The following is a 19,352-nucleotide window of genomic DNA, read 5'->3' as shown; positions in this document are numbered from 1 at the left end:
CAGTTGATCTCACAATCTCAAGCCCGTGAGTTCGTTCTCGCGGGCTTGTCGTTTATTGGCAGGTAAGGTGTGGAATTGGGCAATCTCGGGTTGTGATAACTTGCTGGTTGGGCCAGGCAATCCTATGGCAAATTTCAATTTTTCTTTGTTTACCGGTATTCCCGCATCCCAGGCCGTGGTACAGTTGTCATAGGAGCGGATCAACATATTTGTAGAGAGGGAGAGTCCCATGCCTCGTGCCATGATTGCCAGTCTTGCCGTGCTCGGCCTGAGCACGGGAGCTGCCCTAGCCGACAGCGTCGACATCCAAGGTGTCGTCGGAAGCAGTACCGAACAAACCGGTGCGACCTACTCCGGCTCGCTCGAGTACAACTTCATTGGTGGCTCGACGGGCGAGCTCAAGGTCTCGCTGACCAACGACACGCCGGCTTCGGTAGGCGGGTTCCTGACCGGGTTCCTGTTCCGGGCCGACGCGGTCACCGGAACGGGCCTCAGTTCCGCGAATCCGTCCGAGTTCTTGCATACTGGTTCCGAGTCGGGCGCGCCCTTCGGGACGTTCGACGGCGGGGCGGCCCTGAACGGCAGCTTCCTGGGCGGGGGCAACCCGTCCGATGGTCTCGCCGTCGGCGAGAGCGGCATGTTCATGTTCAGCATCACGTCGGCCACCGCCTCGACCATCTCGGCGGCCGACTTCCTCGGCTCGCTCAACGAGCCCGGCTTCCTCGTCCGCTTCCGCGGCCTGACGGGTGGCGGCTCGGACAAGGTGCCCGGTGGCGGCTTCGAGGTTGTGGTACCCTTGCCAGGGGCTGGCGCTCTGGCTGCCGCCGGCTTGGCGTTCGTTGGCCTTCGCCGTCGCCGCTGATCGACCTGAGAGTTTAGATGACTTGAGGCCCGCGAACCCGCGGGCCTTTTTATGCGCGCACGGCGGTGATCACGCGGGGACGCCCGGCGAAGTCTCGCACGATCTGCGCATCACGGTATCGATCGTCGGCGGTGAGCCCCCGCAGTGCCTCGCCGGCGCGCGCGGTGGCGACCTCGATCGCGAGCAGCCCGCCCGGGCGCAAACGATCGGCCGCTTGTTCGATCAGCGGTCGGACAAGATCGAGTCCATCTCTCCCGCCCCGCAGGGCGTGCGTTGGTTCGTGGTCCTTCACGTTGGGCGCGACCGCTTCCCACTCGTCGTCGGGGATGTAGGGCGGATTGGCGACGATGGCGTCGTAGCGTTCGCCTTCGGGCAGGGCAGCGAGCAGGTCGCCCTCGAAGGTCGAGATGCGGTCGGCAAGGCTGGTTCGCTCGATGTTCTCGGCGGCGAGTGCCAACGCGTCGGTGTCGATGTCACAGGCGTGGGCGATGACGGTGGGGGCCTGGCTCGTGATCGCGATGGCGACGCAGCCGCTGCCGGTGCAGGCGTCGGCGACGAGTGGTGGGTGATCGGTGACGGTCTTGATCGCGGCAACAACTTCGTCGACGAGGGTCTGGGTTTCTGGGCGTGGGATCAGGGCCCGCTTGTCGGCTTTGAGCGCGATGCCGTAGAAGCTGGCTTCGCCCACGAGGTACTGCACGGGCTCGTGACTCAGGGCCCGCTTGGCGAGGGCGCGTAGGGCATTGAGCTCATCGGGCGAAGCGGGGCGGTCCGCCTCCATATACAAACGAAGGCGCTGGCAGCCGATGACGTGGGCTATCAGTAACTCGGCGCACAGGCGGGCGTCGTCGATGCCCTTGTCTTTGAGGGCACCGCGGAGCCAGTCGAGCAGGCGGCGTGTGGTCCAGGCCTCTGCGGCTGTGGTCATGGGGCGCTCCAGGAGTCGGCCAGGGCGGCGAAGATGAGGGTATCGCTCCATCCGATGGTGTCGACCCAGCGGTGCTGGCGGAGCGTTGCTTCGAGCTGGTAGCCCGCCTTGAGCGCGACGCGCGCGGAGGGCTCATTGTCGGCTGAGCAGGCGATCTCTAAGCGTCGCATGCCCATGCCGCCGGCCGCCTGTGTGCGGAGCGCGACCTCGGTCAGGCCGACAACCGCCTCGGTGCAGATGCCCGCGCCGCGGCGCTCCTCGATGACCCAGTAGCCGGTCTCGGCCTGGTGCGAATTCGGCACGAACGTGTGCAGACCGGTGCCGCCGAGGTACTGGCCGGTCGAGCGATCGAAGATGGACGTGTGCATGTTCTCGGGCACATCGGATTCGAGGTCGCGCAGGAAGCGTTCGATGGTGAAGTGGGTCTGGCCGATCGAGAGGTTCTCGGTGTTGGGCCACGGCATCCACGGCACGAGCGACGGGCGGCTGGCCTCAATCGCTTCGAAGACGGCTTGTACGTCGTTGTGCGAGAGCGGGCGGAGTATGAGCCGTTCGGTTTCGATGGGCAGGGGCCACGTTGCCGGCTTGGTCCAGGGCTTCGGCGCATCCATCACTTCCCCTCGTACCAGTTACTCGCCACGCTGGCCTCGACCACCAGCGGCACACGCAGGTCCATGGCGCTCTGCATCCGGTCAACGATGAGCGTCTTGGCCTTCTCGGCGTCCTTCTTGTCGGCCTCGAAGACGAGCTCGTCGTGGATCTGGAGGAGCATGAGCACACCCTCGATCTCGGGCTTTTTGCCGCGGCGCAGGTGGGCGGCGTGGGGGCTCAGGCGGGCGTGCAGGTCGACCATCGCCAGCTTGATGAGGTCGGCGGCCGAGCCCTGGACGACCGAGTTGATGGCCATGCGTTCGGCCAGCGACTTGCGGTGGGGGTTCTTCGCGTCGATCTCGGTGATTGGGCGGCGGCGTTTGAGCATGGTCTCGACGTAGCCGTTGCTTCTCGCTTGCTGGATGCACTCTTCGAGGAAGGTGGTGATGCCGGCGAACTTCTTTTTGTAGCCCTCGATGATCTCGCCGGCCTCGGTGTTGCCGATGCCCAGGCGGCGGCCCAGCCCATAAGCGGTGACGCCGTAGATGATGCCGAAGTTGACCATCTTGGCACCGTCGCGCTGCTCGCGGGAGACATCCTTGGGGGCAACGCCGTGGATCTGGGCGGCGACGGCGCGGTGGATGTCTTCGCCGGCCTCGAAGGCGGCGATCAATGCCGGGTCTTTGGACAAGTGCGCCAGGATGCGCAGCTCGATCTGCGAGTAGTCGCCCGCGATCAGCACGCGGCCCTTGGGCGCGACGAACGCGCGGCGGATCTCGCGGCCGACCTCGCTGCGGATGGGGATGTTCTGGAGGTTGGGGTCGCTCGAGCTGAGCCGGCCCGTGGCGGCGACGGTCTGGTTGAAGCTCGCATGGATGCGCTTGGTGCCGGGATTGATCTCCTCGCGCAGGCTCACGAGGTAGGTGTTCACCAGCTTGGTGAGCTGGCGATACTCGAGGATGAGCTGCGGCAGCGGGCTCTCGATGGTTGTATCCTGCGCGAGCTTGTCGAGCACCTCGGCGTCGGTCGAGGGGCCGGTCTTGCCGCGCTTGAGCGGCTTGATGCCCAGGCCCGGGTCGGCCGCGTCGGGCTTGTTGAACAGGATGGTCGCGAGCTGCTTGGGCGAGTCGGGCTCGAACGTGCGCCCGCAGGTGGCCATGGCCTCGTCCTGGATCTCTTCCTTGAGCTTCTCGATGCGGGTGTTGAGGCGTTGTTCCTGCTTTTCCAACTCCTTGGGGTCGACGAGGATGCCGTTGTATTCCAGCTCGGCCAGCACGTCGATGAGCGGGACTTCCACGTCGTCGTTCAGAGCGGTCAGGCCCATGTCCTTGATCTGCGTGGCCATGATGCCGTGGAGCTGGAGCGAGACGTCGGCGTCCTCGGCGGCGTAGGGGCCGGCCTGGTCGAGGGGCACCTCGTCGAAGCGCTTCTGCTTGTTGCCGGTGCCGATGAGCGTCTTGATGGAGATGTTCTCGCGATTCAGCAGGGCGAGCGAAAGGGCGTCCATGCTGTGCGACGATCGTGAGGCGTCGATGAGGTAGCTGGCGACCATGGTGTCGAAGGCGATGCCCGCCAGTTCGACGCCGGCGTTGCGAAGAACGAGGATGTCGTACTTGAGGTTGTGCCCGGTCTTGGCGGGTGTGTCGGCTTCGAGGATGGGCTTGAGCGCGTCGAGCACGGTGGCTTCGTGGAGGTGGGTGCCTTGCTTGGGCGAGCGGACGGGGACGTACCAGGCCTCGCCCGCCTTGACCGAGAAGCTCAGGCCCGCGAGCTCGGCCCGCATGGCGCGGATGTTGGTGGTCTCGGTGTCGACGGCGAAGATCTTCGAGCCCTTGAGGGCTTTCACAAGCGCGGTCAGGTCCTTCTTCGTGCGAACGATGGTGTAGTCGCCGTTGGCTTGTTGCACCTCGGACGGTGCGTCGAAGAGCCCGCCCTGGCCGTCGTTCTTGGCCTTCTTCTCGGTCTTTGTTGGCTTGGCCTCCACCTCACCCTCGGCTGGTTCGATATCTCCCATCAGCTTCTTGAGCTCGTCCTGGTAGCGGTTGAAGCCGAGTTCCTTGAGGATGGGCATGAGGGCTTCGAGCTTTAGGCCGCCCACGCGGGCTGTGTCGAGATCGAAGGGCACGTCGATGTCGTCGATGAGCGTGACCAATTTGAGGCTGGTCTTGAGCACGTCGCCGGCCTCGCGCAGCTTCTCGCCGCGCTTGCCTTTGACCTTGTCGGCGTTGGCGAGCAGGGCTTCGAGGCTGCCGTACTCGGCGATGAGCTTGGCGGCGGTCTTGGGGCCCACGCCCTCGACGCCCTTGATGTTGTCGACGGTGTCGCCCGCGAGCGCGAGCACGTCGCGCCACTGCGCGGGCGTGACGGCGAACTCCTCCTTGAGCGACTCGGCGGTGATCAGCTCGTCCTTGTGCACGTCGTAGAGCTCGAACGCGCCGCGCGTGCCGTCTCCCGCAGGGTGCAGGAGCTGCTTGAGGTCCTTGTCCTTGCTGACGACGCGGATGTTGGCCTTGTCCGCCTGCGTGCGCGCGAGGGCGGCGATGACGTCGTCGGCCTCGTACCGCTCCTTGCCCAGCACGGGCACGCCGATGGCTTCGAGGATGCTCAGGCAGCGCTGCACTTGCTCGGGCAGGTCTTCGGGCGGCGGGGGCCGCTGGGCCTTGTAGTCGCTGGCGATGTCGCTGCGGATGGTCTGCGTGTCGCCCGAGACGTCGATGGCCACGGCCAGGTAGTCGGGCCCGTCGCCCACCAGCCCGGCCCCACCCTTCTTGCCGGCCAGCAGCTTGAGCAGCATGCCCACGAACCCAAAGGTCAGGTTGGTGGGCTCCTTGGTGACCGGGCTGGTCATGGGCGTGCGGATGGCGTGGTAGGCCCGGAAGAACTGGGCGTAGCCGTCGATGAGGTAGAGGGTCTTGAGGTTCTTGGCAGCCATGGTGGGCGATGCTATCGGCCATCCAAGTGGATTGGAATGCCGGGGCTGGCCTGTCGGTTGGCCTATACTCATGCCTCAGCGGACGCTTCCGACGCAACGGACCGACGACCGCACCCGAAGCTCTGGACCTGGTTTGACTGCCCGGCCCCATCTTCGGTACGAGTCAGTTGGCCTTTTCTGTGCGTCGCACCCGCGGCGGGGCCATTGATCAATCGACCTCCCCAGGCTGGCATGCACGCCAGCCGCGTTGCCCGTATGGGCCGAAAGCAGAGCACTTGTCCAACAGTTCCGTGATCGATTCCACCGCGCCTGCCAACACCAAGACAGACACCCCCAGCTTCGACGACCTGGGCCTGGCCGATCCCATCGCCCGGGTGCTGGCCAAGCGTGGGTACACCACGCCCAGCCCAATCCAGGCCCTGGCCATCCCCGAGGTGCTGGCTGGTCGCGACGTCTTCGGCACGGCCCAGACGGGCACCGGCAAGACGGCGGCGTTCGCGCTGCCCATCTTGCACGATCTCTTCGAGGCCGGCCACGCCGACAAGAAGGGCCGCGGCAAGCACGGCCGGGCGCCCCGCGCCCTGGTCTTGTGCCCCACGCGCGAGCTGGCGGTGCAGATCTTCGACTCGTTCGTCGCGTACGGCCGCAACCTGCCGCTTCGGCACACGGCCGTCTACGGCGGTGTCAGCCAGTACCGGCAAGAGAAGTCCCTGCGCGGCGGCGTGGACGTGCTCGTTGCCACGCCCGGCCGCTTGATGGATCTGCACGAGCAGGGCCTGATCGACCTTGGTTCCATTGAGGTTCTGGTGCTCGACGAGGCCGACCGGATGCTCGACATGGGCTTTTTGCCCGACATGCGCAAGATCGCGGCCCTCACGCCCGACACGCGGCAGACGCTGCTGTTCAGCGCGACGGCCAGCAAGGCTATCAAGGCGCTGGCCAACGGCCTGCTTAAGGATCCCGCGCACGTCCAGACCGCGCCCGAGTCGACCACGGTCGAGCGGGTGCGTCAGCAGGCCTACATCGTGCCCAAGGAGAACAAGACCGCCCTGCTCAACACCGTCATGATGGCGGCGGCCAGCGGCGGCGAGGGCATCGGCCGCACGCTGGTCTTCACCAAGACCAAGCACGGGGCCGATCGCCTGGTGAAGCAGCTCAACCGCGACGGCGTGGGCGCGAGCGCCATCCACGGCAACAAGACGCAGAACGCCCGCACCCGCGCGCTCGATGCCTTCAAACGCGACCCCCAGGGCGTGCTCGTCGCGACCGACGTGGCCAGCCGCGGCATCGACGTGAGCGGCATCACCCACGTGGTGAACTACGACATGCCCGCCGACTCGGAGACGTACGTGCACCGCGTGGGCCGCACGGCCCGCGCCGGCGCTTCGGGCGTGGCCATCACGTTCTGCGAGCCTGCCGAGGTGCGCGACATGGCGACCATCGAGCACCGCACCAAGGCGGTCATCGAGGCGGGCGAGTGCGGGGCCGACCTAGCCAAGGGCTACGTGAAGCCAGAGCGCGGCTCGCGGCCTTCGGGTGGCGGCGGCGGTGGGAACTATCGCGGCCAGCGCTCCGGTGGCGGCTATCGCGGCGGTAAGCCCGGTGGGCATCGTGGCAAGAGCGGTGGGGGTGGATATGGCGGCGGTCGCTCCGCTGGCCCCGGTGGCCGGTCGGGTGGCCGGCGTCGGAGCAATTCCAACAGCCACGGGTAAATTCGCTTCGGGCTGTTGAGTTGTGTCGATCGTGCGTTCTTGGTTCTTCGCCGCTCGGCGGAGCCCCCCTTGAAGACAAGGGCGGCTGAGCCAGCGCTCGCCCAACGGGGGTGCTTTTGAGCGCTCGCGTTGCTCGCTTGCGGCCTCACGGCCGGGCGGCAGAAGCCGCCGCGCCGGGACATGCGCCCTGCGCCGGAAGACCGGCTGGTGCGGATGCCCCGTCGCCCGGGCGCCTTGTGCCGGTGTGCGCCGTGGGCTCTTGACGCCGAAGCATCCGCCGAGCGAGTCTTCGAGCGAAAGCGCATGCGAGAGGCGCGGCCGCTGAGCGGCCCGGCCGTGAGGCCGCAAGCGAGCGAAGCGAGCGCCCAAGAACAACCAAACGGAGCGCAGCTCTGGCGCAGCCGTCTTCGGCTCCGCCAGAGCGTCGAGCGTACGAGAACGCTCCAATACGACAACTCGAGCGTCCAAGCCCGCTCCAACAGCACAACACGAACACCCAAGAACGCGCGATCGACACAACCGAACAACCCGAAACATCCGGGCCAAGCCGTCCCTACCCCGCCGCGCGCTGCAGCGCCAACCCACCGGCCATGGCGGCGCGCGTCTGCGCCGGCGCCGAGCCCAGCCGCATCACGGTGGGCACCCCCGCGACGGCGTGCGGCCCGTACTTGGCCACCACCTGGTAGGCCACGCTGGGCGTGCCGGCGGGCAGGGTGCGATCGACGAAGGCCTTCTCGTGCGTGTCGCCGATGGCCGTCCAGCCCGTTTCGCCCTCGAGTTGGCGGCGCACCGCGTAGCGCGTGCCGGCGGGGCCCTTGCCCGTCCAGGCGAGCACGGCGGCGCCGTTGTTGTCCAGGCCGGTCGTCGGCTGGCCCGGCTCGTCGGGGGCCGGGGCCACGCCCGGCTTGTTGGCGTAGCTCAGCCAGGCCGTGCCGTACACGGCCCGCTCGGCGGCGGGGTCGCCCTGGGCCTGGCCGGCCTGGGCCGCGGTGGCCTTGATGGTGACGATGGCGGTCGACACCTCGGCCTTCATGGCGTCGGCCAGGCGGTGCCAGGTGGCGGTGGCCGCCTTGGCCCGGGCCCGCGCGATCTCGGCCTGGATCATCGCCTCGCGGGCCGCCTGGGCGGCCTGCACTATCGATTGCACGCCTTGCTCGTCGAGCCCGATCTCGCCGGCGACGTCCTCCCAGCGGTCCAGGTGCGAGAGGGTCCGCTCGAGGGCGTCGGTGCGGTTGTATGGCAGGTTGCGTCCCATGGGGATGGTCTTCGGCGGGTTGCCGGGGCCACTTGAGCGGAATCTACGGGAGCCGATGGGCGAGCACGCGGGGCCAATGGCCGCGCCCGGGGGCCGGGTGCCCGCGCGACCGGGCCGTGTGGGTGCGCCGGGGGACCCGCTGGCCGCGCCACCGGCCCGATTGATCGCGCAACCGGAGCAGTGGCGCGTCCACCGGGGGTGGGGGCGCGGCCGTATCGTCCGCGTGATGGCCGATGGGACGACCAACCAGAAGCGGCACCGCGTCGTGACGGCTCGCATGGTGGTGGCGAGCGCCCTCGTGGGGGTGGTGCTGGCGGTGGCCAGCGTGCCGGTGTCGGCGGCGATCATGTACGGCGTGCTGTGGACGACCGTCGTCTCCCACGCCCAGTTCGAGGACGGTGCCGCCAGTGTGGAGGCCTTCCGCACTGTCGGATTTGGCGCGGAATTCTGGTTCGTGTCGGCCAACGGCGCGTTGGCACTCAAGGATCTGAGGGACGTGTCCGAGGTCCCAGTGGCGGCGACCGATCCACGCCCCGGCTATGCGCGCCCCGCGTGGGGCGGCACGCCGGCAAACGCTTCCTACTTGCACGTTCGCCACGGCTGGCCGTGGCGCGCGGCCGAGGGGCGCCAGGTCTACCCCCCCGGCCAACTCTCCTCCCTCGTGCGCATGACGTACTGGAACATCGGCCCCGGTCGCCATCTCGTCCCGCTCGCGCCTGTCTGGCCTGGCCTGGTGGCCAACACGCTTTTTTACGCGACGCTCACGCTCGTCCCGCTCGCGGGCCTTCGCTCGTGGCGCACGCGACGCCGACGCAAACGCGGCCGGTGCGTGGCGTGCGGGTACGAGCTCGGTGAGGGCGTGGGCGTGGGCGTGTGCCCCGAGTGCGGGCTGGCGAAGCGTCCGTTGGCGAAGGGGGCCTGAGCGATGGCCGGGGCGAAGCACTGCGTCGTGACCGTTCGCATGGTGCTGGCGAGCGCCCTCGTGGGGGTGGTGCTGGCGGTGGCGAGTGTGCCGGTGGGGGTGCTGATCGCGCAGGCTCAGCAGAAGCCTCCCTTCCCCGCCGCGGTGATCGACGTCGTGCTTGATCGGGGCGACTACGGGGTGTGGATCCACCGGCACGACAGCTTCGGCTACCACATCTGGAACGCGGCGAACCTGCGCTTCAGGCCGAACAGGCAGTTTCCACCACACTTCAACATGACCAGCCACGATCCGCGACCCGAGTATGTGGCTATCCAGAGCGATGATCCCGACTTTTCCATCATGTGCATCCGTGCCGGCTGGCCGCTGCACGCCGCGCAGGGCAGGACGTGGTCGACGGCGACCAGCAATAACGAAGAGTTCCTGCCCGAGCCCAGGCTGTTCGGGAGGGACTGGACGGTGCCCGTTGGCCCGATCTGGCGCGGGCTGCTCGGCAACACCATCTTGTATGCCGCCATCACGCTTGTATTGCTGGTCGGCCTGCGCCTCGTCCGCACGCGACGCCGTCGCGCTCGCGGCCGGTGCGTGGCGTGCGGGTACGAGCTCGGTGAGGGCGTGGGCGTGGGCGTGTGCCCCGAGTGCGGGCTGGCGAAGCGTCCGTTGGCGAAGGGGGCCTGAGCGATGGCCGGGGCGAAGCACTGCGTCGTGACCGTTCGCATGGTGCTGGTGAGCGTCGTGGTGGGGATGGTGCTGGCGGTGGGGAGCGTGCCGGTGGGGAAGATCGTCTCCGATCGCGTGCTGCGCACCCCCAATGCGCAGGCATGGCAGGGTCGGTTCTGGCTCAATGAGGGCGACCACCAGATCTTTGTCTATCACCGTCGCGATCCGTTCCGAGCGCATTGGGAGTCGAGCATCGTGCCGGCGGGCATGGCGGATGCGCCTGGGCCCGAGTTCGAGCGGCCCGCGTCCGACCCGCGCCCGATGTACGCGCGGCGGGCGTTCACCGGGCACGTGCAGTCGATCGTGTCGACGTCGGCGGGCTGGCCGTGGCTGGCCGCCCAGGGGCGGGGGGTCATGGACGGCACGCCCTCGCGGGTCTGGCGCGAGGGGATCCCGACGGTGGCGATCGGCCCGGTTGCGTTCAAGCTGCCGCTGCGCCCGATCTGGCCCGGCCTGCTGGCCAACACCCTCTTCTACGCCGCCCTCACGCTCTCGCTGATGGCGGGGTGGCGCTGGCTGCGCACGCGCCGGCGCCGCGTTCGCGGCCGGTGCGTGGCGTGCGGGTATGAGCTCGGCGAGGGTGTTCGTGTGTGCCCCGAGTGCGGGCTCGACGCGGTACCCAATGCCTGATGCCCAGTGCCCGATGCCTTCTGCTTACACCCCATCCTCGTACAACGGATCCCCCTTCAGCGCGGCCGCGGCCTCGTCGCCGGTGGGTTGGGGTGGGGCGTCGACGACCATCTTGCGGTGGCCGATGCCGGCCTCCTCGAAGGGGGCGCCCTCGGGGTGCCAGCCGAGCTTGGCGTAGAAGCCCACGGCGGGGTCCTGCGAGTGGCAGTAGAGGCGGTTGATGCCCAGCTCGCCGAAGGCGCGAGCCTCGGCGGCGACCACCAATCGACGGCCCAGGCCTTCACCTTGGCGCTGGGGGTCAATGGCCATCTGCATGACCTTGGCCCGGGTCTTGCCGTCCTCGGCGGGCTCCTCGTCGGTCAGCAGCAGGAGGCAGCCGACGACGCGGGGGCCGGTGGGGTGGTCCAGGACGGCCACGAAGTGCTCGGCCCGCTCGTCGACGCCGGGGTACTCGGCGGTGAACCGCTGGTGGTCGTAGCCGATGGAGTTGAGCAGCACCGACTCGCGCAGGGCGACCGAGCTGGGGTACAGCGGGCTCTGTGGCGTGATGCGTTGGACCTTGATCACGGGGCAGGATAGGCACTTTGTAGTGGTTGGCGGGTTTGCCCGGACGGGTGCGCCTTGGTGTGTGCAACCGCGGGCCGTGCCGGGCGGAAAGAATGGCCCCATGGGAGGGCAATCATGACCGCCACGCTGACGATCCGAGACGAGGGGCTCTCGAGCCGGGACGCCCAGGGCGAGCGGGAGGGGCACAGCTTCGAGCTGACCTTCCCCAGCGAGACCATCACCGTGCGCGAGCTGATCCGCGAGCGGGTGTACCAGGAGGTGGCCGACGAGAACCTGAGGCGGCGGTCGGGCACCGCCGGCCGTTTCAGGGGGCTGGTGCAACCCTCCCCCGAGGAAGCCTCGCCGAACGCGCCGAAGCAGGGCCCGCGCGAGATCGACTGGAAGGCCCAGTTCGAGCTGGCGACCCAAGCCTTCGAGGCCCGCCGCGTGCTGGTGCTGGTGGGCGAGGCGCAGGCGACCGAACTCGACGAGACGATCACGATCGGCAAGGGGTGCGAGGTGACGTTCCTGCGGTTGGTGCCGTTGGTGGGGGGGTGAGTACGCCTCAGGCCTCCGGCGTGTGGAAGTATGGCAAGCCTCGGACAGAGTTTGTGCAGCGGTTGGTGCAGTCGTGCCAGTTGTTTGCTCGATCGTCGAATAGCCCGAGGATTGCGGTGCTCCTGGCCCAGTGCCGAAAGCTGCCAGCGGATCAAGCCGTCGATGTGTTGTTGGATCTTTTCGATCAGGCCGGGCGGATGTCGGAGGCGTGCCCATACGAGGGTGAGAAGCGATTCTGGGCATTGATGAACTATCGCCACGACGTAGCGCACGCGATGGTAGTCCCAGAATTTGCCTCCGCCATTATGCGTCGGAAGCTACCACTGACGATCGACCACGCGCTCACGATGATGGCATGCGCGATCAAGCTCGAGGTCTACTCCGACGAGGCGATGCAACTCATCACGCCGGTGGTGAAGCTGTGCGAGCAGCGTTGGGGCGAGTGGGGCTCGGATGATCGCGTGCGAGATCAGATGGCGAAACTTGCGGACATGGGCCGCTCGATCGAGAATGCGCCGCAACGCAAGCTGGTCATGCGCATCGACCGACTGCTGGAGACACCCAAGGTGCCGCAAACAAAAACAGTTGAGAACGCTGAACCCCGTTCCGAGCCCAGTGAGGACGCGAAGGGTGTGCTGACGGCGTGCTTGTCGCTCATCAATAGCTACTCGATGGCAGACCAATTCGCTCCACCGGATGTGAACTCGATGTTTCGGGCGCTCGAAGACGACGTGCGGGCACTCTCGCGGCCCGATCGGGCGTGGCTACTGATGCGCGTCTTTGACGAGCTCTGCGACGCGTGGGACAAGGTTCGTGGCAAGGGCACGACCCAGCAGGACAAGGTCGAGCGTGGCAAGTTGGAATCCAAGGTCCAGCAACTCATGAAACTGATGGCCGTGGCGTTGTCGCACAAGCTGCCGCTTTCGGCTGCCGACTTCAGCCGGATCATCGATGGATCGGTGAGCCGGACGAATCGATCGGGGGTGTACCAGCCGCACTTGTACCCGATCATCCAGCAACTTGACCGCTGGAACCAGGACGTACTTGATGATGTCGCTTTGCAGGGGTCGCTGCGCCTCCTTGTCGAGAAGCTTGAGAATGAGGCCTACGACTGGCGGAATCTTGCTGCGCGCGTGCGCAAGATGGTGCTTGGCGACCTCAACTTACCTATGCAGAATGGTGAGGCGTGGACTGATGCTGCGCTGGCGGATATCGGCAAGCTCAAGCCCAACAAGATCGCCGCGTGGAACGCGTTGCTTGGGCACTGCCTGAGCGCGTCGGCCGGGTCGCCGAGCAAGAAGTGGGTGGCCGAGGCCCAGCGGATGGCGAAAGAGATCGGGCGGGCGAAGGTGAACACCGCGTTGCTCAGGTGGCTACCACTGGTGGACAAGCCTCGCACGCAGCCGTTGCAGCAGCGGTGGTACAACCACGATTTCGACGGACACCTCATCCTCGACCACCACGCCACCATCCTCAAGGGGCTCTGTTGGATGGCGGCAACCGAGGAGTCCGACGAGATGGCCCGCACGCTCGGGGCGCTGGCGATCTCGTGCTATCGCAAGCTGCCCGGCGTGGGCGCTCGGGCGGTGAAGGTTGGCAACGCGGCGGTCTATGCGCTTGGGGCCATGCCGGGGACGGCGGCGCTCGGCCAGCTCTCGCGGCTGCGCATCAAGGTGAAGTTCGGCACGGCCCAGGCGATGATCGCCAAGGCGCTGGACCGGGCCGCCGAGCGCGAGGGGCTGCCGCGGAGCGAGATCGAGGAGATGGCCGTGCCCGCGTACGGGCTCGAAGGGGTCGGCTTTCTACGCGAGCAGCTCGGCGAGTGCGCGGCGGAGATCCGCGTGGGCGAGACGCTGGCGGCGTCGCTGCGCTGGACCAACGACAAGGGCAAGGCGGTGAAAGCACCGCCCGCGGCGGTCAAGCGCGACCACGCCGACGATTTGAAGGATCTGAAAGGCGCGCTCAAGGACGTGCAGGCGATGCTGCCGGCCCAGCGGGATCGGATTGACGGGCTGTTCCTGGAGCGCAACCGGTGGCCCTTGGAGACGTGGCGTGAGCGGTACCTGGACCACCCGCTGGTGGGCGCGGTGGCGCGGCGGTTGGTCTGGGTGTTCGATGATGGGACAAGAGCGACCGCCGCCGCATGGCTGCGCGACGATGCCGATGGCCCGCCGCACGCCGATGGCCGCCTGGTGCGTGCGGATGGCAAGGCGTTCGAGCCCGAGCCCGGATGCGCCGTCACGCTGTGGCACCCGATCGACGGGGATGCGAAGCCGGGCGAGGACGCGCTCCGCGGGGACGTGGCGGTGTGGCGTGCGTTCTACGAGGACCATCGCATCCGCCAGCCCTTCAAGCAGGCCCACCGCGAGGTGTACCTGCTGACCGATGCCGAGCGAGCGACCGAGACATACTCGAACCGCTTTGCCGCCCACATCGTGCGGCAGCACCAGTTCAACGCCTTGATGCGTGAGCGGTACTGGAAAACGCAAACGCGGCTGATGGTCGATGCGGAGTATGGCCCCGCACATCGCCAACTTCCAGCGTGGGACCTGCGTGTGGAGTTCTGGATCTCGGGCGTGGGCGACGACTACAACGACCAGTTCGTGCTGGATTCTGGGGCGTTCCGCTATCTGGCCACCGACCAGGTCCGCTTCTACCGTGCCGAGCAGCGCATCCAAGACGACGACGCCGTCGCGATGGACCAGTTGCCGCCCATCGTGCTGAGCGAGTGCCTGCGGGACGCGGACCTGTTCGTCGGCGTGGCCAGCGTGGGCAATAACCCCGAGTGGGCCGACGGCGGGCCCGAGGGGCGGTTCCAGACCTATTGGCAGGAGTTCAGCTTCGGCACTTTGGGCGAGAGTGCCCAGACCCGCCGCGACATCCTGTCCCGCCTGATCCCGCGGCTGGCCATCGCCGATGTGTGTACGCTGGACGATCGCTACCTGGTCATTCGTGGCACGAAGCGGACGTACAAGATCCACCTGGGTAGCGGCAACATCCTGATGGAGCCAAACGACCAGTACCTGTGCATCGTGCAGGGGCGGGCCGACGACGGCACGGCCGGCCGGGGCGTGTTCCTGCCCTTCGAGGGCGACCGCACGCTAGCGATCATCCTGAGCAAGGCGTTCATGCTGGCCGACGATGACAAAATCAAGGACCGCACGATCCTGAGCCAGATAGGGCGTTAACGCACGCCACGGCCGCCGGTGATGCTGTGGAACGCCTCGCCCCAGAGCCGCTGCTCGACGCTCTCGCGTGGCGTGGCCAGGCGGGCCGAGCCGTCGAGCATGATGAGGGCGGCCCTGCCTCCCGCGTGGCTGCGGCCCATGGCGTTGATCTCGGTGGGGCCGTGGCTGGTGAGGGCCTCGCGAAAGTGTCCGTTGTTGCCGAAGATGTCGCCGGCACTCGGGTAGGCGAACGGAGCATCGGTCGAACCGGCGACGGGCTCGCGCTCGGGGCTGCGACCAGACGACGCACCCACGAACGGCACGATGGGCCGGTGGCTCATGATGGTGGGGCCTTGGGCGAGGGCGCCCCAGTCGTCGCCGGCGTACCACTCGGTGAGCAGCAGCGTGGTGGCGGGGGAGATCGGCTCGCTCTGCCGCGTGAGCCATGAGCCGGCCTGCGGAACCGTGCCCGCGTTCGAGACGAGCCGATAGTGCCGATCGGTGCCCGAGTAGGCCAGTGGCTCGGGCGGCATGATCGCGCCGTTGACGGTGAAGGCGGTGCGCTCGGCTTGGTCGACGTGATCGCCGGCCTTGGGCGCGCCGCCGTCGGGGGCGAGGGGGCTGGTGAAGTCGGTTTCGGCCAGGTAGCCGCCGGCGATGAGCACGGCAGAGTGGTGGGTGATGGTGCCGTCGGGCGCGGTGCGGTAGGCCGGGGGGTAGAGGCCGGTGTCGGTGGCGAGGGATTCGATGCCGTGGGCGACGGTGCGAGCGTTGGCGATGGCTAACTGCGAGGCTGAGTTGGTCTGGCTGAAACCCAGCATGGGGGCGGCCACGGCAGCGGCGAGAGTGAAGGAACAGATGGAAGCTATGACTTCGTGGAGGGCTAGTCCTGGGCGGGTGTATCGTGGGCGAGAACGCATGGTGACAGCCCCTTTCGAGCGTATATGGTTCTGTGTCGACCGAGCCAGTGGCAGATAGGAGAAACCGATGCCCGACGGTAGCAACAACACAACGCACTCGCTGGAGTACCGCATCGAGCAACTCGAGGCTGAGTTGTCGGCCTTGCGTAACGAGGCGGCCGTGAGCGTGTCTACCCAGTCTTTGCGGCTTGTAGACGAGAGTGGCATCGAACGCGCCGTGCTCGTGGCCGACCGCACTGGTCCCACTGTTGTTTTCCATGACGATACTGGCACTGTGCGTCTGAAGCTATCGCTGACGTCCTCGGGCCCTGGTATGACTCTGGCCGACGAGAACGGCCATACCCGCGCCTGGCTCGGGTTCACCAAGGAGGCCTTGCGTATCGGTTTTGCCGACGAGGACGGCAATAGTCGGGCATTTTTTGGGGTCATGCGCTCGGGTCAGCCGGTGGCGAAGTTCTACGACGAGACGGGCAACGTGGTGTGGAGCGCGGAGTAGTCGTTTTGCTACTGTAATCGTTGGCACGAATACCTATGGTGCTGGCCATTTGGGCGTCTCGCCTTTTAGCACCGCTACCACATCTCGCACCACCCAACTCATATTCAACCGTGCCGGCGCGGTGGCGGCGGCGATGTGGGGGGCCAGGTGGGCGTTGGGCAGGCCCAGAAGCGGGTAGCCGGGGTCGAGGGGCTCGTGGGGATCGTGGACGTCGAGCAGGGCGCGGGCCTTGGGGTTGGCCTTGAGCCAATCGGCCAGGGCGTTCGGATCGATTGCCAAACCCCGGCTGGTGTTGACGACGATGGCGTCGGGGCGGAGCGTGCCCAGGAACCCGGCGTTGACGAAGTGGTGGTTGCCGTCGCGCCAGTCGATGTGGATGGTCAGGGCTTTCGAAGTCTGCTGGAGTTCTTCGAGCGAGACGGGCTCGCAGCTATGACGCTGGTCGGCTGGGATGTCCTGGATGTCGTGGTATCGCACGGTGCAGCCCAGGGCCGTGAGCACCTTGCCCACGCGGCTCCCGATGCGGCCAAAACCCAGGATGCCAACGTCGAGATCGCTCAGGTGGCAGTCGCCCTGGAGTTCGTTGCGCGCATCGTGCCAGTCTCGGCCTTCGAGCGGGGCGTCGAGAAACACGCGAGGCCGCAGCGCGTCGAGCAGCAGGCAGAGCACGAACTCGACGACGGCCTGCGTGTTGGCCGCCGGCGTGTGCACGACCTCGATGCCGCGGGCCCGGCAGGCGGGGATGTCGATGTTCTCGAGCGCGACGCCCGCGCGGCCGACGACCTTGAGGTTGGGTGCCCGATCGAGCAGGGCCCGGTTTATTCGTGTATAGGTCCGCACGACGAGCCCATCGGCTTGGGGCAGCAGATCCATGAAGCCGGGGTCGTCGTAGGGGCAGACTCGCAGGTCGACGCGCTCACGCAGCCAGGCCTGAGCGGTGGGGTCGAGCGTCTCGGTCTGGATGACCAGCGGCTTATCCCGGCTCACGGTTTTTGTCCTACTCGCCGCTCTCGGCCGGCTCGAGGATCGCCCTCATCGGTCCCCTGCTGCGAGACATCAGCGGATCGGCACCAAATGCTCTGATCTGCTGGACGCGGAGCTCGCCCAGCTCGCGGTGGGTGGTCGCGACCACGGCCCGGCCCTCGGTATCGACCTTGCGGGCGAGCTCGAAGGCCCGCGTCCGGTCGTGGCCAAAAAGCCGGCCGAGCAGGTCGATGACGTAGTCGTACGAGTGGTCCTGATCGTCCAGCAGCACGACGTTCCAGGGCCTGAGCGGCTGGGAATCGGTCGTCGGAGAGGGGCTGGTGTTGGGTTTCGCTGGTGCGTGTGCCATGGTGTTCGTGATCGTAGCGGTCTGGCAAGATGTCGTGTGCGGGCGAAAGTTCTTGATGCGTTTGGCTTGTTGCGCCGATAACCCTCGCAATGTGAACAAGTCTTCATGGGGCGATGGCCTGTGCGTTCTCCAGGCAGCGCGGAAGCGGAGCCTGCGCCAATGAATAAGAGTGATTTAGTTGATCGTGTCGCCTCGAGCCTTGGGGCCACTCGTGGAGAGGCCGCCCAATATCTCGATGCCGTCCTCGAGGGCATCACTCGGGGCTTGATAGAGGACGGGCGGGTCAAGATCACCGCCTTTGGCGGTTTTACCCGCCGGCATCGGGCCGAGCGCAATGGCACGAAACCGACAACGGGCGAGCCCATCCGCATCCCGGCCAGCGAGACCTGCGGCTTCAAGGCCGCCCCGGCGTTACGCGAACGGCTGACCGAGAGCGCTCGGCCACCGGGGCAGGTCGAGAGCAAGCCCACGGCCCACCAGGACGCCGCGCGCTAACGCCGATCACCCCTCTCGAACGAGCAGCACGACGGCGTGGGCCTCGATGGCCTTGCCCTGGCCCACCGGGCCGACGTGCTCGCCGGTCTTGCCCTTCACGTTCACGCGATCCGGCGGAAGGTCGAGCATTTCGGCAATGCGCTCGCGGATGGCGGCCTTGTGCGGGCCGAGCTTTGGGGCCTGGAGCAGCACGGTCAGATCGACATTGGCCAGCCGCCAGCTGGCATTCCGCATGAGCCGGACCGCCTCGGCCAGAAATCGTGCCGAATCGCCGTTCTCATTCGCCGGGTCGTCGTTGGGGAAGAGCTGCCCGATGTCGGGCAAAGCGGCCGCTCCCAGGATGGCGTCGGTGAGCGCGTGGAGGAGGGCATCGCCGTCGGAGTGGGCGACCGGGCCGATCGGACGGTCCGTGTCCTGGGGTATCTTCACGCCGCCAACGACCAGCGGCTTGCCCGATCCGTGGGGTGCTTGGGGCTCCAAGCGGTGCAGGTCGTAGCCGTGGCCGATGCGCAGGGGTGGGTCATCCGATGATCGGCCGGGTATTGTTTGGGTCATAATGGGGCCTTGGCGGGTTGGGTGCCGGTTGGTGTGGGGCCGGCGGGCTGTCCTGACGATAGAGGGGAGATAGGGTTGGGGACCAACGGGGTCCTGTTGGACCCGGATTGAACCCATCACGCCGCCCGTCGTACGTCGATCGGGTCGCAGACGCAACCGCCGCCCCCTTGCCCACATCCGCGGAGCCTTCGATGAAGACAAGCCCTCGCCACTCCCGTCCTGTCCGCATGGCCGCCCTGGCGCTGGCTGGTGCCGCGCTGGCGCTGCCACTTGCCGGGTGCTACACGTCGAGCGATAGCTACCCCTACGTCAGCCGGACCTACAGCCCCAAGACCGTTCTGCTGATCGACACCCGCACGGGCGAAGAACTCTGGCGGTACGACCTGGGCGTGGGCAACTCGATGAAGATCCGCTTCCTGTCGGGGGACAAGGACAACATCATCATGCCCGACGAGATGCGTTGGGAGGTTAAGTCGGGCCAGAGCGGCGACATCATCTACGAGGGCGAGATGCCCTGCCCGCCCGAGGGCGTCCGCCGCATCGACTGGTTCGAGCGTGACAAGCCCGAGTACCCGCGTCTTGAGACGCCCGAGGGCGAGCCGACGCCGCTGCCGCCGACGGGTGGGGAGCCGGTTGAGGGTGGCGAGGGCTGAGCATCGCTGATCCTGTTGACGAGGCCCGGGCGCGAGCCCGGGCTTTTTTGTGAAATAGCGGTATGGTTCAATAATAC

The 19,352-nt window shown here is 67.2% G+C and carries 20 protein-coding genes; 10 read left to right on the top strand and 10 right to left on the bottom strand.

Annotated features, from left to right (window positions below; all coding sequences use genetic code 11):
• Positions 1–9 precede the first annotated feature (9 nt).
• Positions 10–243 carry a hypothetical protein gene (locus NCW75_09460; protein UYV11527.1) on the bottom strand — a complete coding sequence of 78 codons (234 nt, stop codon included), beginning with the start codon at positions 241–243 and terminating at the stop codon, positions 10–12.
• On the opposite strand from NCW75_09460, the gene NCW75_09455 reads away from it, so the two are divergent.
• Complete coding sequence (locus tag NCW75_09455; GenBank protein ID UYV11526.1) at positions 230–862, top strand: hypothetical protein; 633 nt, start codon at positions 230–232, stop codon at positions 860–862. The two genes, NCW75_09460 and NCW75_09455, sit on opposite strands and share 14 nt — an antisense overlap.
• A gap of 49 nt (positions 863–911) precedes the next feature.
• Here NCW75_09455 and prmC read toward each other — a convergent pair whose 3' ends face one another.
• The 3 genes from prmC to polA are packed head-to-tail and all read right to left on the bottom strand — an operon-like array spanning position 912 to position 5,313.
• Positions 912–1,790 carry a peptide chain release factor N(5)-glutamine methyltransferase gene (prmC, locus tag NCW75_09450; protein UYV11525.1) on the bottom strand — a complete coding sequence of 293 codons (879 nt, stop codon included), beginning with the start codon at positions 1,788–1,790 and terminating at the stop codon, positions 912–914.
• Positions 1,787–2,401, bottom strand: a complete 615-nt coding sequence (locus NCW75_09445; GenBank protein ID UYV11524.1) for a GNAT family N-acetyltransferase — start codon at positions 2,399–2,401, stop codon at positions 1,787–1,789. The genes prmC and NCW75_09445 overlap by 4 nt, the downstream gene beginning before the upstream one ends.
• A complete protein-coding gene (gene polA / locus NCW75_09440; GenBank protein ID UYV11523.1) occupies positions 2,401–5,313 on the bottom strand; it encodes a DNA polymerase I in 2,913 nt (970 codons plus the stop codon). Before polA ends, NCW75_09445 begins: the two co-directional genes overlap by 1 nt.
• Positions 5,314–5,603: 290 nt before the next feature.
• On the opposite strand from polA, the gene NCW75_09435 reads away from it, so the two are divergent.
• Entirely contained in the window at positions 5,604–7,025 is a 1,422-nt protein-coding gene (locus tag NCW75_09435) for a DEAD/DEAH box helicase (GenBank protein ID UYV11522.1), read from the top strand.
• A gap of 553 nt (positions 7,026–7,578) precedes the next feature.
• Here NCW75_09435 and NCW75_09430 read toward each other — a convergent pair.
• The gene (locus NCW75_09430; GenBank protein ID UYV11521.1) at positions 7,579–8,280 is read right to left on the bottom strand and encodes a hypothetical protein; all 702 of its coding nucleotides are present in this window, start codon (positions 8,278–8,280) and stop codon (positions 7,579–7,581) included.
• Between the two features lie 226 nt (positions 8,281–8,506).
• Here NCW75_09430 and NCW75_09425 point away from each other — a divergent pair, with 226 nt between their 5' ends.
• The 3 genes from NCW75_09425 to NCW75_09415 are packed head-to-tail and all read left to right on the top strand — an operon-like array spanning position 8,507 to position 10,552.
• A complete protein-coding gene (locus tag NCW75_09425) occupies positions 8,507–9,202 on the top strand; it encodes a hypothetical protein (protein ID UYV11520.1) in 696 nt (231 codons plus the stop codon).
• A gap of 3 nt (positions 9,203–9,205) precedes the next feature.
• Entirely contained in the window at positions 9,206–9,880 is a 675-nt protein-coding gene (locus tag NCW75_09420; GenBank protein ID UYV11519.1) for a hypothetical protein, read from the top strand.
• 3 nt (positions 9,881–9,883) lie between these two features.
• Positions 9,884–10,552: a hypothetical protein gene (locus NCW75_09415; protein ID UYV11518.1), complete on the top strand. Its 669-nt coding sequence runs from the start codon at positions 9,884–9,886 to the stop codon at positions 10,550–10,552.
• Positions 10,553–10,576: 24 nt separating this feature from the next.
• Here NCW75_09415 and NCW75_09410 read toward each other — a convergent pair whose 3' ends face one another.
• Positions 10,577–11,119 (bottom strand): GNAT family N-acetyltransferase, encoded by a 543-nt coding sequence (locus tag NCW75_09410; protein UYV11517.1) that lies wholly within the window; start codon positions 11,117–11,119, stop codon positions 10,577–10,579.
• A gap of 114 nt (positions 11,120–11,233) precedes the next feature.
• Here NCW75_09410 and NCW75_09405 point away from each other — a divergent pair, with 114 nt between their 5' ends.
• Positions 11,234–11,656, top strand: coding sequence for a hypothetical protein (locus tag NCW75_09405; GenBank protein ID UYV11516.1), 423 nt, complete (start codon positions 11,234–11,236; stop codon positions 11,654–11,656).
• 305 nt (positions 11,657–11,961) lie between these two features.
• A complete protein-coding gene (locus tag NCW75_09400; GenBank protein ID UYV11515.1) occupies positions 11,962–14,844 on the top strand; it encodes a DUF4132 domain-containing protein in 2,883 nt (960 codons plus the stop codon).
• Here NCW75_09400 and NCW75_09395 read toward each other — a convergent pair.
• Positions 14,841–15,656 carry a hypothetical protein gene (locus tag NCW75_09395; GenBank protein UYV11514.1) on the bottom strand — a complete coding sequence of 272 codons (816 nt, stop codon included), beginning with the start codon at positions 15,654–15,656 and terminating at the stop codon, positions 14,841–14,843. The two genes, NCW75_09400 and NCW75_09395, sit on opposite strands and share 4 nt — an antisense overlap.
• A gap of 154 nt (positions 15,657–15,810) precedes the next feature.
• On the opposite strand from NCW75_09395, the gene NCW75_09390 reads away from it, so the two are divergent.
• Positions 15,811–16,239: a hypothetical protein gene (locus NCW75_09390; protein UYV11513.1), complete on the top strand. Its 429-nt coding sequence runs from the start codon at positions 15,811–15,813 to the stop codon at positions 16,237–16,239.
• Between the two features lie 33 nt (positions 16,240–16,272).
• Here the strand turns inward: NCW75_09390 and NCW75_09385 are convergent, their stop codons facing one another.
• Both NCW75_09385 and NCW75_09380 read right to left on the bottom strand, forming a co-directional pair.
• On the bottom strand, positions 16,273–17,226 hold the full coding sequence (locus NCW75_09385) for a hypothetical protein (protein UYV11512.1): 954 nt from the start codon (positions 17,224–17,226) through the stop codon (positions 16,273–16,275).
• Positions 17,227–17,236: 10 nt separating this feature from the next.
• Positions 17,237–17,572, bottom strand: a complete 336-nt coding sequence (locus NCW75_09380; protein UYV11511.1) for an ATP-dependent Clp protease adaptor ClpS — start codon at positions 17,570–17,572, stop codon at positions 17,237–17,239.
• 159 nt (positions 17,573–17,731) lie between these two features.
• Here NCW75_09380 and NCW75_09375 point away from each other — a divergent pair, with 159 nt between their 5' ends.
• Complete coding sequence (locus NCW75_09375; GenBank protein UYV11510.1) at positions 17,732–18,067, top strand: HU family DNA-binding protein; 336 nt, start codon at positions 17,732–17,734, stop codon at positions 18,065–18,067.
• A 6-nt stretch (positions 18,068–18,073) separates the two neighbouring features.
• Here NCW75_09375 and ispF read toward each other — a convergent pair whose 3' ends face one another.
• Positions 18,074–18,622, bottom strand: coding sequence for a 2-C-methyl-D-erythritol 2,4-cyclodiphosphate synthase (gene ispF / locus NCW75_09370; protein ID UYV11509.1), 549 nt, complete (start codon positions 18,620–18,622; stop codon positions 18,074–18,076).
• A gap of 191 nt (positions 18,623–18,813) precedes the next feature.
• Here ispF and NCW75_09365 point away from each other — a divergent pair, with 191 nt between their 5' ends.
• On the top strand, positions 18,814–19,275 hold the full coding sequence (locus NCW75_09365; protein ID UYV11508.1) for a hypothetical protein: 462 nt from the start codon (positions 18,814–18,816) through the stop codon (positions 19,273–19,275).
• The last annotated feature ends 77 nt before the right edge of the window (positions 19,276–19,352 follow it).

It is taken from the genome of Phycisphaera sp., from assembly GCA_025916675.1.
Lineage (GTDB): Bacteria > Planctomycetota > Phycisphaerae > Phycisphaerales > UBA1924 > JAHCJI01.
Note: the sequence above shows the minus strand (reverse complement) of the source record. Positions and strands in the feature narration are given on the sequence as shown.

What these genes read in the sequence shown, in the direction of transcription:
- NCW75_09455 (UYV11526.1), top strand. Translation starts at nt 230, where the DNA reads ATGCCTCGTGCCATGATTGCCAGTCTTGCCGTGCTCGGCCTGAGCACG.
- NCW75_09365 (UYV11508.1), top strand. Translation starts at nt 18,814, where the DNA reads ATGAAGACAAGCCCTCGCCACTCCCGTCCTGTCCGCATGGCCGCCCTG.
- NCW75_09445 (UYV11524.1), bottom strand. Translation starts at nt 2,401, where the DNA reads ATGGATGCGCCGAAGCCCTGGACCAAGCCGGCAACGTGGCCCCTGCCC.
- NCW75_09375 (UYV11510.1), top strand. Translation starts at nt 17,732, where the DNA reads ATGAATAAGAGTGATTTAGTTGATCGTGTCGCCTCGAGCCTTGGGGCC.
- NCW75_09390 (UYV11513.1), top strand. Translation starts at nt 15,811, where the DNA reads ATGCCCGACGGTAGCAACAACACAACGCACTCGCTGGAGTACCGCATC.
- NCW75_09400 (UYV11515.1), top strand. Translation starts at nt 11,962, where the DNA reads ATGCGTCGGAAGCTACCACTGACGATCGACCACGCGCTCACGATGATG.
- NCW75_09415 (UYV11518.1), top strand. Translation starts at nt 9,884, where the DNA reads ATGGCCGGGGCGAAGCACTGCGTCGTGACCGTTCGCATGGTGCTGGTG.
- polA (UYV11523.1), bottom strand. Translation starts at nt 5,313, where the DNA reads ATGGCTGCCAAGAACCTCAAGACCCTCTACCTCATCGACGGCTACGCC.
- NCW75_09405 (UYV11516.1), top strand. Translation starts at nt 11,234, where the DNA reads ATGACCGCCACGCTGACGATCCGAGACGAGGGGCTCTCGAGCCGGGAC.
- NCW75_09425 (UYV11520.1), top strand. Translation starts at nt 8,507, where the DNA reads ATGGCCGATGGGACGACCAACCAGAAGCGGCACCGCGTCGTGACGGCT.
- NCW75_09380 (UYV11511.1), bottom strand. Translation starts at nt 17,572, where the DNA reads ATGGCACACGCACCAGCGAAACCCAACACCAGCCCCTCTCCGACGACC.
- prmC (UYV11525.1), bottom strand. Translation starts at nt 1,790, where the DNA reads ATGACCACAGCCGCAGAGGCCTGGACCACACGCCGCCTGCTCGACTGG.
- NCW75_09460 (UYV11527.1), bottom strand. Translation starts at nt 243, where the DNA reads ATGGCACGAGGCATGGGACTCTCCCTCTCTACAAATATGTTGATCCGC.
- NCW75_09420 (UYV11519.1), top strand. Translation starts at nt 9,206, where the DNA reads ATGGCCGGGGCGAAGCACTGCGTCGTGACCGTTCGCATGGTGCTGGCG.
- ispF (UYV11509.1), bottom strand. Translation starts at nt 18,622, where the DNA reads ATGACCCAAACAATACCCGGCCGATCATCGGATGACCCACCCCTGCGC.
- NCW75_09430 (UYV11521.1), bottom strand. Translation starts at nt 8,280, where the DNA reads ATGGGACGCAACCTGCCATACAACCGCACCGACGCCCTCGAGCGGACC.